At 64.7% G+C, this 17,356-nt stretch carries 13 protein-coding genes; 5 read left to right on the top strand and 8 right to left on the bottom strand.

The window, feature by feature from the left end; genetic code table 11:
* Positions 1–19: 19 nt before the first annotated feature.
* The 6 genes from RHIBR816_RS0119105 to RHIBR816_RS0119080 form a co-directional block, all read right to left on the bottom strand.
* Complete coding sequence (locus tag RHIBR816_RS0119105) at positions 20–1,336, bottom strand: phenylacetate--CoA ligase family protein (RefSeq protein ID WP_018238190.1); 1,317 nt, start codon at positions 1,334–1,336, stop codon at positions 20–22.
* A gap of 2 nt (positions 1,337–1,338) precedes the next feature.
* On the bottom strand, positions 1,339–2,133 hold the full coding sequence (locus RHIBR816_RS0119100; protein ID WP_018238189.1) for a citryl-CoA lyase: 795 nt from the start codon (positions 2,131–2,133) through the stop codon (positions 1,339–1,341).
* A 154-nt stretch (positions 2,134–2,287) separates the two neighbouring features.
* Positions 2,288–4,426 carry a methylmalonyl-CoA mutase gene (gene scpA / locus RHIBR816_RS0119095; protein ID WP_018238188.1) on the bottom strand — a complete coding sequence of 713 codons (2,139 nt, stop codon included), beginning with the start codon at positions 4,424–4,426 and terminating at the stop codon, positions 2,288–2,290.
* Positions 4,427–4,679: 253 nt separating this feature from the next.
* On the bottom strand, positions 4,680–6,683 hold the full coding sequence (locus tag RHIBR816_RS0119090; RefSeq protein ID WP_018238187.1) for an acetyl/propionyl/methylcrotonyl-CoA carboxylase subunit alpha: 2,004 nt from the start codon (positions 6,681–6,683) through the stop codon (positions 4,680–4,682).
* 29 nt (positions 6,684–6,712) lie between these two features.
* Positions 6,713–6,970 (bottom strand): hypothetical protein, encoded by a 258-nt coding sequence (locus RHIBR816_RS0119085; protein WP_245262624.1) that lies wholly within the window; start codon positions 6,968–6,970, stop codon positions 6,713–6,715.
* Between the two features lie 35 nt (positions 6,971–7,005).
* Positions 7,006–8,538: an acyl-CoA carboxylase subunit beta gene (locus tag RHIBR816_RS0119080; RefSeq protein WP_018238185.1), complete on the bottom strand. Its 1,533-nt coding sequence runs from the start codon at positions 8,536–8,538 to the stop codon at positions 7,006–7,008.
* Between the two features lie 244 nt (positions 8,539–8,782).
* Here RHIBR816_RS0119080 and RHIBR816_RS0119075 point away from each other — a divergent pair, with 244 nt between their 5' ends.
* The 4 genes from RHIBR816_RS0119075 to mmsB all read left to right on the top strand — a co-directional run bounded on the left by RHIBR816_RS0119075 (position 8,783) and on the right by mmsB (position 13,508).
* Positions 8,783–10,201: a short-chain fatty acyl-CoA regulator family protein gene (locus RHIBR816_RS0119075; RefSeq protein WP_018238184.1), complete on the top strand. Its 1,419-nt coding sequence runs from the start codon at positions 8,783–8,785 to the stop codon at positions 10,199–10,201.
* A 127-nt stretch (positions 10,202–10,328) separates the two neighbouring features.
* Positions 10,329–11,471: an isobutyryl-CoA dehydrogenase gene (locus tag RHIBR816_RS0119070; protein ID WP_018238183.1), complete on the top strand. Its 1,143-nt coding sequence runs from the start codon at positions 10,329–10,331 to the stop codon at positions 11,469–11,471.
* A gap of 12 nt (positions 11,472–11,483) precedes the next feature.
* Positions 11,484–12,551 (top strand): enoyl-CoA hydratase/isomerase family protein, encoded by a 1,068-nt coding sequence (locus tag RHIBR816_RS0119065; RefSeq protein WP_018238182.1) that lies wholly within the window; start codon positions 11,484–11,486, stop codon positions 12,549–12,551.
* Between the two features lie 60 nt (positions 12,552–12,611).
* Complete coding sequence (mmsB, locus tag RHIBR816_RS0119060) at positions 12,612–13,508, top strand: 3-hydroxyisobutyrate dehydrogenase (protein ID WP_018238181.1); 897 nt, start codon at positions 12,612–12,614, stop codon at positions 13,506–13,508.
* Between the two features lie 328 nt (positions 13,509–13,836).
* Here mmsB and RHIBR816_RS0119055 read toward each other — a convergent pair whose 3' ends face one another.
* Entirely contained in the window at positions 13,837–14,586 is a 750-nt protein-coding gene (locus RHIBR816_RS0119055) for an SDR family oxidoreductase (RefSeq protein WP_018238180.1), read from the bottom strand.
* A gap of 231 nt (positions 14,587–14,817) precedes the next feature.
* A complete protein-coding gene (locus tag RHIBR816_RS0119045; protein WP_018238178.1) occupies positions 14,818–15,567 on the bottom strand; it encodes a carbonic anhydrase in 750 nt (249 codons plus the stop codon).
* Between the two features lie 529 nt (positions 15,568–16,096).
* Between RHIBR816_RS0119045 and RHIBR816_RS0119040 the strand changes: the two genes are divergently transcribed.
* A complete protein-coding gene (locus tag RHIBR816_RS0119040) occupies positions 16,097–17,179 on the top strand; it encodes a substrate-binding domain-containing protein (protein ID WP_018238177.1) in 1,083 nt (360 codons plus the stop codon).
* The last annotated feature ends 177 nt before the right edge of the window (positions 17,180–17,356 follow it).

The raw sequence follows: 17,356 nt of genomic DNA, 5'->3' as shown, positions 1-17,356 counted from the left end.
GTCGGCGGAAAACTGCTCTTCAACTTTTATCCGCCTGTTGCTGCACCAGTTTCGACTTGTATTGGCTGCGCTGGAGCGCCCCCCAGGGCACGATTTCTATCCGGGTGGACACGACGAGCACCTCGCGAATGCGCTTCTGGATCCTCTCGGCAAGCTCCTGAGTGCCTTCGCTGTCCCTGGCGAGTTCCACCGAGACCGGCAAGGGCGGCTCCTGTCGGGCGCCGGCCGCGACTGGCCTTATCAGGATCATGCCGCTGACGGCCGGCGCAAATGCATTCACCACGTCGCGGATCGCCGAGGGAAAGACATTCACGCCTCGGATGATCAACAGGTCGTCCGTCCGGCCAATGCAGCGCAGCCGCGGCGCCGTCCGCCCGCATCGGCAGGGCGACGTCCACATCTCGACATGGTCACGCGTGCGGAACCTCAGCATCGGCGCGGCCTGATGGCGAAGATGGGTGAGCACCAGCTCGCCTTTCGCGCCATCCTCTAGCGCGATCGGCGCTGCCGTGTCGGGATCGATCAGCTCGGCATGGACGAAGCCGCGGGCGCCGAGATGCATGCCGCATTGCTCCTCGCATTCGCCCCACAGTGACACGCCGATATCACCGATGCCCATGGCCTCCGTTACTTTTGCGCCCCATGCCTCTTCAAGGCGCGCCCTGAATTTCGGTTCGCCGCCGCCCGGCTCGCCGGCGACAAGCAGCCGCTGGACGCTCGAGCCCTGGAGGTCGAAGCCGCGATCGGCGGCCCATTCGCCAAGATAGGCCGCGTAGGAGGGCGTCATCACCGCTGCCGATGGCTTCAACAGCCGGAAGGCGGTCATCAGGCGTTCGGTGTTTCCGGTGCCGACCGGGATGTGGCACATGCCCAGCCGATCGAAGGCGCCGAGTGCTGCGCCGGCAGCGAAGGGCCCAGCGTTATAGGTCGAAACGATCGTCTCGCCTTGCTTGATCCCCGAGGCGGAATAGCTGCGCGCAGACGTCGTCACCCAATTTTCGAGATCCTGCGCCGTCAGCGGAATATAGCTCGGTGTTCCGGTCGTGCCGCTGGTCGAGTAGATGCGGACGATCTGGTCCATAGGTGCGGCGACATGCGTGCCCATCGGCTCCGCTTCGCTGCAACTCGCCCGGATCTCGCCTTTCTCGGTCAGGGGAAGACCGGCGATCGCATCGAGTCCGCCGACGCTTTCGGCCGTTTCGAAACCGGCGTCCCGGAGCTTGCCTTGATAAAAGCGCGAACGCGTCACGAGGTAGGTGAGCTGTTTGCGGTAGAGCGCGTCGTCCGACCGGATCTGGTCGCGCCAAGGCAGCGTTTCGACATCGGGCTCGAGCATGATCAGCCGCCGCCCTCGTCGGTGTTCTTGTAGGTGACCGCCGCTTCCGCATGCGCGGCCATGGTGAAACCAATCGGGTTTTGCTGCTCCTCCGCCAGGTGGGCGAGCAGGCCGCCGGTGCGGGCCAGCAACGGCACCGCCTTGATCGTCGCAACGGGAAAGTCGAGATCCAGAAGCACGGCGGCGATCGGCATCGAAACGTTCATCACCAGGGGCTTTCCCCAAACCTCGGCCGCCGCGGCGCGGAAATTTCGCGCCATGGCTATGTGAGGTCCGCTGACGCCGCGGGCGTCGGCGAGTTCGAGAATCCGTTCGGCGCGCGGATCGGTCGGGCGATGCACCGGGTGGCCGAAGCCCGGCAGCTTTCCGCCGGTCTTGCGGATGTCCTGCAGCATCTGCAAGGCCACGACCTTCGCGTCGTCGCCAGCCGCTAAACGGGACTGCGCCTCCACGAGAAGCTTGCCGCATCGCTCCGATGTTCCGACCAGCACAGGGCCGCAGCCGAGAAGACCCGCCGCCAAGGCGCCCTGCAGCGAATCCGGATCGGCAGCGAGCGTCATGCGCGCTGCCTGTACCGTCGGCATCATGCCGTGCTCGGCGATTGCAATGAGAAGCAGGTCGAGAAAGCAACGCTGGTTGTCCGTGGGTTCGCGACCGGTCAGCAGCAGGCAGAAATATTCGGTAAAGCTCAGCCGTCCCATGAGGTCGCGGCAGAGATCGCGACCGCGCACCTCGACGGTCTCCGCACTTGCCTGGCAAATGCGGGTGGTCGCCTCGTGAGGTTTGCCGATATGCATGCGGTTGCCTCTGGCGGTGTCTGCAGACGCGGTATCCCTGAGCTACAGCGATGATAGTAGTTCAAAAAAAGCCGAGGTAAAGCGGGGCACCGCAGCGCAAAGGACGGCTCGTGCCTCACGAGCCGTCTGTGAAATTGCCTCTCGCGATTGGTCTTCAGACGTTGCGTCGCCTGCCTTCGATCAGGTCGAGCATGGCGCGGGCGGCATCGAGCACATGCGTGCCGGGTCCGAAGACGGCGGAGACCCCGTTTTCCATGAGATACTGATAGTCCTGTCGCGGGATGACGCCGCCGCAGACGACGATGATGTCCTTTCCGCCCCGCTTCTTCAGCGCCTCGGCGAGCTGCGGCATCAGCGTCTTGTGGCCGGCGGCAAGCGAGGAGACGCCGACGACGGTGACTTCCTCGGCAAGCGCCAGCTCGGCGGCCTCGTCAGGGGTCTGGAACAGCGGCCCGGCTACGACATCGAAGCCGATATCGCTGAAGGCCGAGGCGATCACCTTGGCGCCGCGGTCGTGACCGTCCTGGCCAAGCTTGGCGACCATGATCTTCGGCTTGTGGCCGAGCCGCTTCGTCACCTCGCCAAGCCGGCCGGAGAGCACGCCGAGCTCCGGATCGCCCTCGTAGGCCTTGCCATAGATGTCGGTGACGACCTCGGGAATGGCGGCATGGTCGCCGAAGGCTTGCCGCATCGCATCGGAAATCTCGCCGACAGTGGCGCGCGCCCGCGCCGCTTCGACCGCGGCGGCGAGCAGGTTACCATTGCCGCTTCGTGCGACCTCGGCAAGCGCGTCCAGTGTTTCCTTGACCTTCCGCGAGTCGCGGCGGCGCCTGGTCTCCTCTATCCTCTTCATCTGCGCCGCGCGGACGGCGGAGTTGTCGATCTCGAGGATATCGATCGGCTCTTCGTTCTCGAGCCGGTATTTGTTGACGCCGACAATGACCTCGTCGCCCCGGTCGACCGCCGCCTGGCGCCGTGTCGCCGCCTCCTCGATCAGCCGCTTCGGCAGGCCGGCATTGACTGCCTTGGTCATGCCGCCGAGCGCTTCCACTTCCTCGATCAGCGCCCATGCCTTTTCGGCAAGGTCGTTCGTCAGGCTCTCGACATAGTAAGAGCCGGCGAGCGGATCGACGACCTTGGTGACGCCCGTCTCGTGCTGGAGGATCAATTGCGTGTTGCGGGCGATGCGGGCGGAAAATTCGGTCGGGAGCGCAATCGCCTCGTCGAAGGAATTGGTGTGCAGCGATTGCGTGCCGCCAAGCACCGCCGACATCGCCTCGAAGGCGGTGCGGATGATGTTGTTGTAGGGATCCTGCTCGGCGAGCGAAACGCCGGAGGTCTGGCAGTGGGTCCGGAGCATCAGCGACGATGCCTTCTTCGGCTCGAACTCCTTCATGATCCGTGTCCATAGGAGGCGCGCGGCGCGCAGCTTCGCCGCCTCCATGAAGAAGTTCATGCCGATCGCGAAGAAGAAGGAGAGCCGTCCGGCGAATTCGTCGACATTCAGCCCCTTGGCAAGTGCTGCACGTACATATTCGCGTCCGTCGGCCAGCGTGAAGGCGAGCTCCTGTACCAGCGTCGCGCCGGCCTCCTGCATGTGATAGCCGGAGATCGAGATCGAGTTGAACTTCGGCATCTCCTTCGCCGTATATTCGATGATGTCTGCGACGATCCGCATCGAGGGTTCCGGCGGGTAGATATAGGTGTTGCGGACCATGAACTCCTTGAGGATGTCGTTCTGGATCGTCCCCGAGAGCTTGTCGCGTGAAACGCCCTGCTCCTCGCCGGCGACGATGAAGGAGGCGAGAATCGGGATCACCGCGCCGTTCATGGTCATCGACACGGAGATCTTCTCGAGCGGGATGCCGTCGAAGAGGATCTTCATGTCCTCGACGGAGTCGATCGCCACCCCCGCCTTGCCGACGTCGCCCTCGACGCGCGGATGGTCGCTGTCATAGCCGCGATGGGTGGCGAGGTCGAAGGCGACCGAGACGCCCTGCTGCCCTGCAGCAAGGTTCCGCCGGTAGAAGGCGTTCGATGCTTCCGCGGTGGAGAAGCCGGCATATTGCCGGATCGTCCAGGGGCGGCCGGCATACATGGTGGCGCGCGGCCCGCGCAGGAACGGCTCAAGGCCCGGGAGCGAGTCGAGAGAGCCGATGCCTTCGAGATCGGCGCGCGTGTAGAGCGGCTTGACCTCGATGCCTTCCGGCGTGTGCCAGGTGAGGCTTTCGGCGGAAGCCTTGAGCTCGCGTTCGGCGAGGGCTTCCCAGTCTTTGGTGGTTTTTTCGCTCATTGGCCGCTCCCTTCGAGGCGCATCTGTCCGTGGCGCGGGCCAGACCCCTCCCCAACCCCTCCCCACAAGGGGGAGGGGCTCCCGTGCCGTGCCCTCCGCACCCTATTTTTTCTCAAATTACTCGGTGAACCGTCGAAGTGAGCAGGGCGGTGCCGCCGCAGAGTCCCTCCCCCTTGTGGGGAGGGGTTGGGCAGGGGCCTTTCCCAGCGCTTCAAAATGCTCGGCAGAGCAAAGGGGAGTATCAGCGACACCATCACTCGAACTCCATGATCAGTTCATCCACCGCCAGACTCGCGCCGGCGGCGATCGCGACGCGCTTCACCGTCGCGCGCCGTTCCGCCCGCAGGATGTTCTCCATCTTCATCGCCTCGACGACGGCGAGCGATTGGCCCGCCTCGACGGTGTCGCCTTCCGTGACGGCGATCGACGTGACGACGCCGGGCATCGGGCAGAGCAGCATCTTCGACGTGTCCGGCGGCAGCTTCTTCGGCATCAGCCGGGCAAGCTCAGCCACCCGCGGGCTTCTGACGCGGGCGAGAACATCGATGCCGCGCCAGCGCAGCCTTATCCCGGTGCCGGCGAGGTCGACCTTCACGTTGATCGGCTGATTGTCGATGTTGAAGGTGGCGAGTGTACGGCCAGGCACCCAGTCGGTGGCAACCGGAATGGAAGCTTCGTCAGCGAAGCGTACAGATGCGCCGTCGGCCGAGGCTCCGTAGGTCAGCTGGAATTCGCGCTCGCCAAGGTTCACGATCCACTCATGGCCGACGACCCGGCGGTGGTTGCCGATCGTTCCGGAAATCTGGCTGGCACGCTCCTGGAGAGCCTGATTGACGGTGACGGCGACGGCGGCGAGCTTCATAGCCGAGGCTTCGTCCGGTGCGACGCCCTGGAAGCCGTCGGCGAATTCCTCGGCGATATAGGCGGTCGTCAGCCGTCCCTCGCGGAAACGGTCCTGCTGCATCACGGCGGAGAGGAACGGCAGGTTGTGGCCGATGCCCTCGACCTCGAAGGCGTCGAGCGCCTCCGCCATCGCCTCGACGGCCGTGGGGCGGTCGGGTCCCCAGGTGCAGAGCTTGGCGATCATCGGATCGTAGAACATCGAGATCTCGCCGCCCTCGTAGACACCGGTGTCGTTGCGGATGACCGTGCCGTCGTCCTTGCGGCCTTCTTCCGGCGGCCGGTAGCGCGTCAGCCGGCCGATCGACGGCAGGAAGTTGCGATAGGGGTCTTCGGCATAGAGCCGGCTTTCGATCGCCCAGCCGTCGAGCTTCACGTCGGCCTGGCCGAAGGCAAGCTTCTCCCCGGCCGTGACGCGGATCATCTGTTCGACGAGGTCGAGGCCGGTGACGAGCTCCGTCACCGGATGCTCGACCTGCAGGCGGGTGTTCATTTCGAGGAAATAGAAATTGCGGTCGCCGTCGACGATGAATTCGACCGTGCCGGCCGAGTGATAGCCGACCGCCTTGGCGAGCGCCACCGCCTGCTCGCCCATGGCGCGGCGCGTCGCCTCGTCGAGGAAGGGCGAGGGGGCCTCCTCGATGACCTTCTGGTTGCGCCGCTGGATCGAGCATTCGCGCTCGCCAAGATAAACGGTGTTGCCGTGCTTGTCGCCGAGCACCTGGATCTCGATGTGGCGCGGCTCGGTGACGAATTTTTCGATGAAGATGCGGTCGTCGCCGAATGAGCTCTTCGCCTCGTTCTTCGACGACTGGAAGCCCTCGCGCGCCTCGCGCTCGTTCCAGGCAATGCGCATCCCCTTGCCGCCGCCGCCGGCCGAGGCCTTGATCATCACCGGAAAGCCGATCGACGAGGCGATCCGCACCGCCTCGTCGGCATCCTCGATCAGCCCCATATGGCCGGGCACCGTGGAGACGCCGGCCTTGGCTGCGATCTTCTTCGAGGTGATCTTGTCGCCCATCGCCTCGATCGCCTTGACCGGCGGGCCGATGAAGGCCACGCCCTCCTTCTCCAGCGCCTCGGCGAAGGCGGCGTTTTCCGAGAGAAAACCGTAGCCCGGATGGACGGCGTCTGCACCGGTCTTGCGGATCGCGTCCAGGATCTTGTCGATGACGATATAGGACTGGCTCGACGGCGACGGGCCGATATGGACGGCCTCGTCCGCCAGGCGCACATGCATGGCGTCACGGTCGGCGTCGGAATAGACGGCGACGGTCGCATTGCCGAGCTTCTTGGCGGTCTTGATGACGCGGCAGGCGATTTCGCCGCGATTGGCGATGAGGATCTTCTGGAACATGCGTTTCTCTTTCAATTCTCTCTGTCGCGTCATCGCCGGAATTTCCTGAAATAGGGAGCCAAGCCAATTGCGGCGCCTGCGGCCGTGCCGATCAACGCGAAAGGCGCAAGCACCGTCGCCATCGCAAGCAACGGATCGGTCGAGCGCGCGACGAGCGTGCCGACGGAGCCGATGTCGAGCAGGGTCAGTGCGCCGGCCGCCACCGCGCCGGCGAGCGTACCGGAGAGGGCACTTATCACCAGATGCCGCAGCATCCCCCGGTGACCGCGGCTGGCAGCGTCAGGCATCGTCCGAACTTGCGGTTCCGGTCTCATGGTTTCCATCATAGCGGGATCGTGTCGTGCTTCCGCCAGCGCGTCTCCACCTGCTTGTTGCGCAAGGAGGCGAAAGCGCGGGCGATGCGCTTGCGGGAAGAATGCGGCATGATCACCTCGTCGATGAAGCCGCGCTCGGCGGCGACGAAGGGGTTGGCGAAGCGCTCCTCGTATTCCTTCGTGCGGGCGGCGATCTTTTCCGGGTCGCCGAGCTCGGAGCGGTAGAGGATCTCGGTCGCGCCCTTGGCGCCCATCACGGCAATCTCGGCCGTCGGCCAGGCATAGTTGACGTCGGCGCCGATATGTTTTGACGCCATGACGTCATAGGCGCCGCCATAGGCCTTGCGGGTGATCAGCGTCACCATCGGCACGGTTGCCTGGCTGTAGGCGAACAGGAGCTTGGCGCCGTGCTTGATGACTCCGCCATATTCCTGGGCGGTGCCGGGCAGGAAGCCGGGGACGTCGACGAGCGTCAGGATCGGGATCGAGAAAGCATCGCAGAAGCGCACGAAACGGGCGGCTTTCCGCGAGGAATCGATGTCGAGGCAGCCGGCGAGCACCATCGGCTGGTTGGCGACGACGCCGACCGTCTGGCCCTCGAGCCGGATGAAGCCGGTGATGATGTTGCGGGCGAAATCCGCCTGCAGTTCGAAGAAGTCGCCCTCGTCGGCCACCGCCAGGATCAGTTCCTTCATGTCGTAGGGCTTGGCGGCGCTGTCCGGGATCAGGCTGTCGAGACGCATCTCGATGCGCGCCGGGTCGTCGTGGAAGGCCCGCACCGGCGGCTTCTCGCGGTTGTTCAATGGCAGGAAATCGAAGAGCAGCCGCACCTGCTCGAGCGCCTCGATATCGTTCTCGTAGGCGCCGTCGGCGACCGAGGACTTGGACGTGTGGGTGCGGGCGCCGCCAAGCTCTTCCGCCGTGACGATCTCGTTCGTCACAGTCTTCACCACGTCCGGGCCGGTGACGAACATGTAGGAACTGTCGCGCACCATGAAGATGAAGTCGGTCATCGCCGGCGAATAGACCGCACCGCCGGCACACGGTCCCATGATCACCGAGATCTGCGGGATGACGCCGGAGACCTCGGCGTTGCGGCGGAACACCTCTGCATAGCCGGCAAGCGAGGCGACGCCTTCCTGGATGCGGGCGCCGCCCGAATCGTTGAGGCCGATTACCGGCGCGCCGTTGCGGGCCGCCATATCCATGATCTTGCAGATCTTCTGCGCATGCGTCTCGGAGAGCGAGCCGCCGAGCACGGTGAAGTCCTGAGAGAACACATAGACCTGCCGGCCGTTGATCGTACCCCAGCCGGTAACGACGCCATCGCCGGCGGTCTTCTCTTCGGCCATGCCGAAGTCGACGCAGCGGTGCGTGACATACATGTCGTATTCTTCGAAGGAGCCTTCATCGAGCAGCACGTCGATGCGCTCGCGCGCGGTCAGCTTGCCCTTGCCGTGCTGCGCGGCGACGCGGCGCTCGCCGCCGCCGGCCCTGGCTTGAGCCCGGCGGGCCTCGACCTGTTCAAGTATGGCGCGCATCGCTCTCCTCCCGTTTTTCGCTGATCGTGCAGAGGCTTCGCTCCTGCGTGTTTCCGCAAATCCTAGCCGATTCAAGGATAAAAACATGCAGCAATTCAAACGTGCCACAGCGACCTGTGCGCATCTGATCAGACGCGCGGCGCTGTAGGATCGCAATAGCGCCGACCGCGGCTGGTAAAAAGCCGGATCATGTGCAAATGTGGAAAATATAAAAATGTAAAACGCGAATTGCAAAGTTGCAAACATGGCGATCGGCAAGCTCTATATCGGCCGCAAGGTCCGGGAATTGCGGGAAGCAAACCGTGCGACGCAGGGGCAATTTGCCGAGCGGATCGGCATCTCGACGAGCTATCTGAACCAGGTCGAAAACAACCAGCGGCCGGTCTCGGCGGCGGTGCTGCTGGCGCTCGCCGAAAAGTTCCAGATCGATATCGCCGAGCTCTCCTCAGGCGAGGGCGACCGGCTGCTCTCGGCTCTCTCGGAAGCGCTCAGCGACCCGCTGTTCGAGACCTATGCGCCGAGCCTCCAGGAACTCAAGCTGATCAGCCAGAATGCGCCGGGACTGGCGCACGCGTTGATCAAGTGCCACCAGGCCTATCGCCGCAACAGCGAACAGCTCGCCAGCATCGACGACACGATCGGCCGCGACGCCTCCTTTGTCGAGACGACTCCGTATGAGGAAGTCCGTGATTTCTTCCATTTCGTCGACAACTACATCCACGAGATCGATACGCTGGCCGAGCATCTGGCGGGCGAACTCGGTCTCGGCGAGGGCGACAACCACGCCGCGCTTGCGGGCTATCTCGAACAGCGGCATGGCGTGCGTGTCGTGCGGGGGGCGGCCGGCGACGAGGCGATCCGCCGCTTCGATCCGCGTGCCCGCATCCTGACCATGAACCCCTACGCGCCGGCGCCGACCCGCGACTTCCAGCTGGCGCTGCAGATCGCCCAGCTTCATGCGCGCGAGGAGATCGACCGGATCGCCGGCAGCGCCGGCTTCCGCACCGAGGAAGCCTACGAGATCTGTCGCATCGGCCTGCAGAATTATTTCGCCGGCGCGCTGATCCTCCCCTACCAGCCCTTTCTCAAGGCGGCACGCGAGCTGCGCCACGATATCGAGCTTATCGCCGCTCGCTTCGGTGCCTCTCTGGAGCAGGTCTGCCACCGGCTGTCGACACTGCAGCGCCCCGGACAGAAGGGCATTCCGATCTTCTTCGCCCGCATCGACCGGGCCGGCAACATCACCAAGCGCCACAGCGCCGCCAAGCTGCAATTCGCCCGTTTCGGCGCCGCCTGCCCGCTGTGGAACGTGCACCAGGCCTTCGAGGCGCCGGGCCGGATCATCCGCCAGTTGGCCGAGACACCGGATGGCGTGCGCTATCTTTGTCTCGCCACCCAGATCAGCAAGGGCGGGGGCGGCTATCGCGCCGCCCATCCGCGCTATGCGCTGGCACTCGGCTGCGAGATTTCCTATGCCGACGCCTTCGTCTATGCGGACGATATGGATCTCGGCAACCGCGCCGCCTTCGACCCGATCGGCATCTCCTGCCGCATCTGCGAGCGCACCAAGTGCGCGAGCCGCGCCGTCCCGCCGCTGAAGCGGAAGTTGATCGTCGATCATGACATGCGCGGCTCTCTGCCGTATCGTTTGAGTGAGAGCTGATCTGCCTCGTCTCGTGGGGCTGTTCGTTTTTGAACAGATACTGTGAGAATTTGCGTCTGTGCCTGTGCGAGATTTGATGTAACTACAGCGCCACATCGTCACTATGCGGGTCAGGGAGGACATGCATATGGAATTTCGCCTGTCGGAGGAGCAGCAAGCCATCCGCGCGATGGCGCTCGATTTCGCCCGGGACGAACTCGCGCCCCATGCCGTCGATTGGGACCAGCGGAAGCATTTTCCGGTGGAGACGCTGCGCGCCGCCGCCGCGCTCGGCATGGCCGGCATCTATGTCCGCGACGACGTCGGCGGCACGGGGCTGACACGCCTCGACGCCGCGATGATCATCGAGTCGCTGGCGACCGGCTGCCCGGCGGTCGCCTCCTTCGTCTCGATCCACAACATGTGCGCCGGCATGATCGACCGCTACGGCACGGACGAGCAGCGCCAGCGGCTGCTGCCGCGGCTGCTCACCATGGAGATATTGGCCAGCTATTGCCTGACCGAGCCCGGTTCCGGCTCGGATGCGGCGGCGCTGAAGACGAAGGCCGTGCGTGAGGGCGACGCCTATCTGCTCACCGGGCAGAAGCAGTTCATTTCCGGTGCCGGCGAATCCGGCCTCTACATCGTCATGGCACGCACCGGCGAGGAGGGGCCGAAGGGGATTTCCGCCTTCGTCGTCGACAAGGACGTGGCCGGCCTTACCTTCGGCGCCAATGAGAAGAAGATGGGCTGGCACGCCCAGCCGACGCGGGCGGTGATGCTCGACAATGTCCGCGTTCCCGTGGAAAACCGGCTGGGGGCCGAGGGCGAGGGCTTCAGGATCGCCATGGCCGGCCTTGATGGCGGCCGGCTGAATATTGCCGCCGCCTCGCTCGGCGGGGCGCAGGCCGCCTTCGACAAGGCGCTTGCCTATGTCCAGGAGCGCCGCGCGTTCGGCAAGGCGATCGGCGAATTCCAGGCGCTGCAGTTCCGCCTTGCCGACATGGCGACCGATCTCGAGATCGCCCGCACCTTCCTCTGGCGTGCGGCCGCCGCGCTCGACGGCGGAGATGCGGAGGCGACCAAGCTCTGCGCCATGGCCAAACGTTTTGTCACGGATCGCTGCTTTGCTGTCGCCAACGACGCGCTGCAGCTGCATGGCGGCTACGGCTATCTCGCCGATTACGGCGTCGAGAAGATTGTCAGGGACCTGAGGGTGCACCAGATACTCGAAGGAACGAACGAGATCATGCGGCTGATCGTGTCGCGCGCCGTCATGGGACGGAAATAGGAAGGACATCTTATGGAGATGCAGACCGCTCAACCGGAGGTCATCGTCGAACGCCAAGGCGCGATCGGCAGGCTCCGGCTCAACCGGCCGCGCGCGCTGAACAGCCTCAATCAGCCGATGATCCGAGCGATCGCCGCGGCGCTCACCGAGTTCGAGGGCGATCCGGCGATTGCCGCCGTGCTCGTCACCGGCGAGGGCGAGCGCGGGCTTTGTGCCGGCGGCGACATCCGCATGATCTACGAGGGCGGCCGCGAACGCCCCGAGGAAGGGGCGCAATTCTGGCGCGAGGAGTTCATCGTCAACAGCCGCATTTCCGCTTATGGCAAGCCCTATATCGCCATCATGGACGGCATTGTGATGGGCGGCGGAGTCGGCATTTCCGCCCATGGCAGCCACCGCATCGTCACCGAGAGAACGCGGTTCGCCATGCCTGAAACGGGGATCGGCTATTTCACCGATGTCGGGGCGACCTGGCTCCTGCCGCGGGCGCCGGGCGAGTTCGGCACCTATCTCGGTCTCACCGGCCGTGACGTCGGGGCTGCGGCGGCAATCTACGCGCGGCTTGCCGACAGCTTCGTTCCGTCGGAGAAGATCGACGGGCTGATAGCCTCCCTCGTCAAGCTTCCCTCATCGGCCACCGCCGAGGATGTTTCGGCCGCGATCCGCGCCGTCTCAAGCGAGGCGCCGGCCTCAGCGCTGCTCGCGCACAGTGCCCTCATCGACCGCTGCTTCGCCTTCGACACGGTCGAGGAAATCTTCGCGGCACTGGAAAAGGACGGTTCGGACTTCGCCCGCGAGACGCTTGCGCTCCTGAAGACGCGCTCGGCGATCAGCCTGAAGCTCACTCTTTCGCTGCTGAGAGCCGGACGCGGTAGCGAAACGCTGAACGCGTGCCTGGAGCGGGAATATGCGGGCTGCGTCGCCATGCTCTCGAACCCCGATTTCTACGAGGGTGTGCGCGCCGCGGTGATCGACAAGGATCGCAATCCCAAATGGTCGGTCGGGCTTCCGGACGTCACGCCGCAGACGCTTGCGCGCTTCGCGCGCCATGACGGCGCGCCGCTCTTTGCCGGCGGCTAGGGACGATCGCGCCGACCGGCGCAGGACGCTGGATGTGAGTTGAGGAGGAGGAGAGGCAAGATGACGAAGATCGCCTTTATCGGGCTTGGCAATATGGGCGGTCCGATGGCCGCCAATCTGGTGAAGGCGGGTCACGCCGTTACCGGCTTCGACCTGTCGGAGGCCTCGCGCAACGCGGCCGCCAAGTCGGGCGTTTCCGTGGCCGGATCGATCTCCCAGGCGGTGCGCGAATCCGAATGCGTCATCACCATGCTGCCGGCGGGTTCGCACGTCATCTATGTCTGGGACGAATTGCTCGGCTTCGTCGATCCGGGCACGCTGATCATCGACAGCTCGACGATCGACGTGGAAAGCGCCCGCAAGGTGCATGGCTTCGCAGACAAGGCCGGCTGCCCGTCGCTCGATGCGCCGGTCTCCGGCGGCACCGCGGGTGCGGCCGCCGGGACGCTCACCTTCATGGTCGGCGGCAGCGACGGCGCCTTTTCCCGCGGCAAGCACATGCTCGAAGCAATGGGCAAGAAGATCGTCCATTGCGGCGATGCCGGCGCCGGCCAGGCCGCCAAGATCTGCAACAACATGATCCTCGGCGTCTCGATGGCAGCGGTCTGCGAGGCCTTCGTGCTCGCCGAACGGCTCGGCCTGTCGCACCAGGCGCTCTTCGACGTGGCCTCCACCTCGTCCGGCCAGTGCTGGTCGCTGACGAGCTACTGCCCGGTGCCAGGCCCCGTCCCGGCGTCGCCGGCCAACAACGACTACAAGCCGGGCTTCATGGCAAGCCTGATGCTGAAAGACCTGAAACTGGCGCAGCAGGCGGCAAGCGCGAGCGGAGCGGCGACGCCGATGGGCGCACAGGCGGCGCAGCTCTACAGCCTGTTCGAGAAGCTCGGCCATGGGGCCGAGGATTTCTCCGGGCTGATCCGCATGCTGCGTGGGACGGAGGACGCGAAGGGCGGGTAGGGGCGCGCGCGCGTGCAGAGCACGCAGAATGTAGCAGAACCCGCTTACCGTTCTTGATTGGACTGCAAATTGGGCCAGCGGGTGTCGGTACCCCTCTGCCCTGCCGGGCATCTCCCCCACAAGGGGGGAGATCGGCAAGCGGCGGCCTCCCATTCAAGCAAATTCCCCTTCGCCTCAATCGGAAGCCCTGTGACTTACGCTTTTGCCAGCTCACGGTTGGGCAGCGCCGCGCTTTCAGCCGATCTCCCCCTTGTGGGGGAGATCCCGGCAGGGCAGAGGGGGTGCCACCCCTACCAGCCAAGATGCTATTCCGCTCGCTTCGGCAGCTTCACATCTGCACGGTCATGCCGCCGTCGACTGTGAGGGTGATGCCGTTGACGAAGCTTGCCGCCGGCGAGGCGAGGAAGACGGCGGCAGGCGCGATCTCCTCGGGGCGGCCCCAGCGTTTCAACGGAATGCGCACTTCGACGAAGGCCTGCAGCGCTGGATCGGCGGCCAGATGCGCGTTGGTCTCGGTCGCGAACCAGCCGGGTGCGATTGCGTTGACGGTAAGGTTGTCGGCACCGTGCTCGACGGCAAGCGAGCGCGTCAGCGCCGAAAGCCCGCCCTTTGCCGCCGTATAGGCCGGGTCGCCGGCCCGGGCGGCAAAGGCTGCGATCGACGTCACGAAGATCAGTCGGCCGGCGGTGGAACGCTGCAGAAGCGGAAGGGCGGTTCTCGCCACCGCATAGGCCGCGGTCAGGTCAGTATTCAGGAGCTGCGCGAAATCCTCCGGCTCCATCGCCTCGGTGCCGCGCCTGTCGCGCTCGCCGACCGCATGGACGAGAATGTCGAGCTGGCCGGTCCTGTCGGCCACCTGGGCGAGGATGGATCCGACATCGCGGGTGATATCGCCCGGTGCGATGCCGATCGCAATGCCCTCGCCGGCAAGCCGCTCGCGCGCCTCTTCGAGGCTTTTCCGGCTGCGGCCGTTGATCACCGTCCAGGCGCCGGCCTTGGCGAGCGCGCTCGCCATTTCCAGGCCGAGGCCGCGTCCGCCGCCCGTGACGAGCGCTGTCTTGCCGGTAAGATCGAACATGGGTTGCCCTCGTTGCTGGTGGAGCCATCGAGCCAGGGGTGGCTCTTCGTCCCGAGGGACATTTGCAGCGAAGGGTTGTTTACGCAAGCGTTGGCGAATGCGCCATCGCGAAAGCCACCCCGGCAAAGCCATTGCCGGGGTGGCCCAGCAGCCGTCAGGAGAAGCGACCGCTGCCGAAAGCACCCGATTGAAGCGCGTCACATTTTCATGCGAGGCGCTGGGCGACATGCTCTAGCTCGAGCTCAGGACGTAGCGACGGTTGCCGGCAACCGCAGGCCGCGCGTTCATCGAATAGAGCGCCGTGAACTTCTTGATATCGGAGGGATCGACCTCGATCGGATCCATCGCCACCATCCAGTCGACGATCTCGCTGCAGGGCGGTGTGGTGAGCGATCCTTCATAGGCCCAGTATTTGAGCGAGGCGGGCAGCAGGCCCTTCGGGTCGACGGCGTCCAGCGCAACCTCCTCGCCGGCCTTCTGCGGGAACTTGGCCGCGAGGCTCGCGAAGGTCGGGTTGGCCGCACCGGGGATCAGGAAAACGCCGAGCACGCCGAGCGCGCCCGTTTCGGCGTTCTTATGGACAAAATGCACCTCCATCGGGAAGCTCTTGCCGTCGACCAGATGCTCGCTCGGCGCGTGGAAATGGTATTGCACCAGATCATAGGTCTTGTCGCCGCGCTTGAGCGTGCCGCCGGCGGCCTTCACCTGGATCGTATGGCCGTTGTTGAGGATCGTGCCGCCGCTCTTCCAGTCGGTCGCGAGGTCCGGGATCTCGGCCTTGATCGCGCCCGTGATGTCGATCGGCGATTGCTGCGAGCCGGCCGAACAGGCACTGTTCTCCTTGCTCAGGGAGCCCCAATGCTCGGGCCCCTCTTCGCCTTCATAGCTCCAGTGCACGCCTTCGGCGGCGTAAGCCGTCTTGACGCAGAGCGGGCAAGCGGCGAGCAAGGCCAGGCCACGGAGGAAATCACGCCTTTCCATTCATATTCCCTTTCGAATGATCGCGAGCAGATAATGCTCGCGGGAGGCGATGTTGTCCCGCCGAAGCTGTCCATCAACTGTCTGGAATGACGCAGATCAAAAAAGCCTGCGCGAAACGGATATCGCCTGCGGGATTCGCTCGTCCGGGTAAGAAATCCCGGTGCGGGCGCCCGGTCGCCGCCCGCAAAGTTCGCCATTTACTTGTGCTCCAACTGCGCAGAAAATAGGCGGCTGGGAGGAAGCCTTCGACGCACCTCTCGACAACTGCGCTCGAACCGCTTTCGCCCGCTGATACTTGGAGCGGGGAGGGGGCAAAGTGTGCGCGGTTTTCCACCCGTATCCCACTCTCGTGCATGTCGCCTAAAAGTGCGCAGCGGTTTTGGGGCAACGGCATGCACAAAAAACAAAGACCTAAAGCGCGCGCCCAGCGCGAAGGCGTTTGCATGCGACGCGCTTTAGCCATTGGGAAGCGATCACGCAGGCTCCGGTTGTCGGAACCTGGACTCGAGTGATCCGAGGGAGGAAAGCCATGAGGCGAATTTTGCTCTCCGCGGTCTCCGCCGCGGCGTTATCAATTGGCGTTACATCCGCATTCGCGCAATCGGGCAGCGTCGAGAAGGCCGTCGGCGGCTACAATTTCGACGAGGCCGCCAAGGAAGCCCCGGAAACGAAGAACTTCCATTCCGCCGACGGTCATCTGACCTTCGCGATCGTGACCCACACGGCCGGCAACGGCTTCTTCGATCCGGTCTATGTCGGGGCGAGGGTAGCCGGCAACATGATCGGCGCCGAGATCCTTTTGCTCGGCTCGGAATCGCCGGTGGACGACCCGGCGCGCGAAATCGAGATCCTCAACCAGATCATCCGCGATCCGAAAATCGACGGCATCATCATGACGACGCCGCAGGTTGGCGCCTATAACGATATCGTCAAGGCGGCCGAGGCGGCCGGCATTCCGGTCGCCACCACCAACTCGTTCGACGAAACGATCCTCAACCGCAGCGGCATCAGCCACACCGGCCAGGATGCCTCCGCTGCCGCGATCGGCGGCGAAGCACTTGCCAAATGCGTGCTCGACAGCGGCAAGACCAGCGGCTCGATCCTGCTCCCGTCCTCGACGGCAATGGGCAACATCGAGGTCAACAACCGCGTCACCGCTGCCTTCAACGCGATCGTCAAGACGCTGAAGGATGCCGGCAAGCTCGACGCCTTCAAGGTGGATGCCGGGCCGGAGAATGTCGGCATCGATACCAACCCGAACGATCCGGTCAACGCGCTCGTGACCCTCTTCGAGTCGCGCGGCGACGCGGTTGGCGCCTTTACGGCCAACAACGTCTTCACGCCGCCGCTCGTCAAGGCGGTCGAGCAGATGGGCTGGACCGGCAAGTTCTGCGCTTACGGCTTCGATCTCGGTCCGGCGCAGCAGGAAGGCATCGCCGCCGGCAACCTGACCGGTTCGCTCGGGCAGCAGCCTTTCCTGCAGGGCTTCTGGCCGGTCATGCAGCTCTATCTGCAGATCGACCGCGGCATTTCCGCCGCCAATCTCGACACGCGTGCCCAGCTCGTGACGAAGGAGAACGTCGCAAAGGTCGGCAAGCGGTTCGAGAATTGAATGGTGGCTGGAGTGGAATGATGGCGGCAGCACACCCCCTCTGGCCTGCCGGCCATCTCCCCCACAAGGGGGGAGAATATGTGCGGCTGCGCAATCGCTCCAACGAAAGGTTTCCGCAAGCGGGACGCTTAGCGGGAGATGAAGGCCGCGCGGCGAGTCGTCTCCCCCCTTGTGGGG

Origin of the sequence: Ensifer sp. BR816 (genome assembly GCF_000378985.1) — a bacterium.
In the GTDB taxonomy this organism is placed as follows: Bacteria; Pseudomonadota; Alphaproteobacteria; order Rhizobiales; family Rhizobiaceae; genus Sinorhizobium.
Note: the sequence above shows the minus strand (reverse complement) of the source record. Positions and strands in the feature narration are given on the sequence as shown.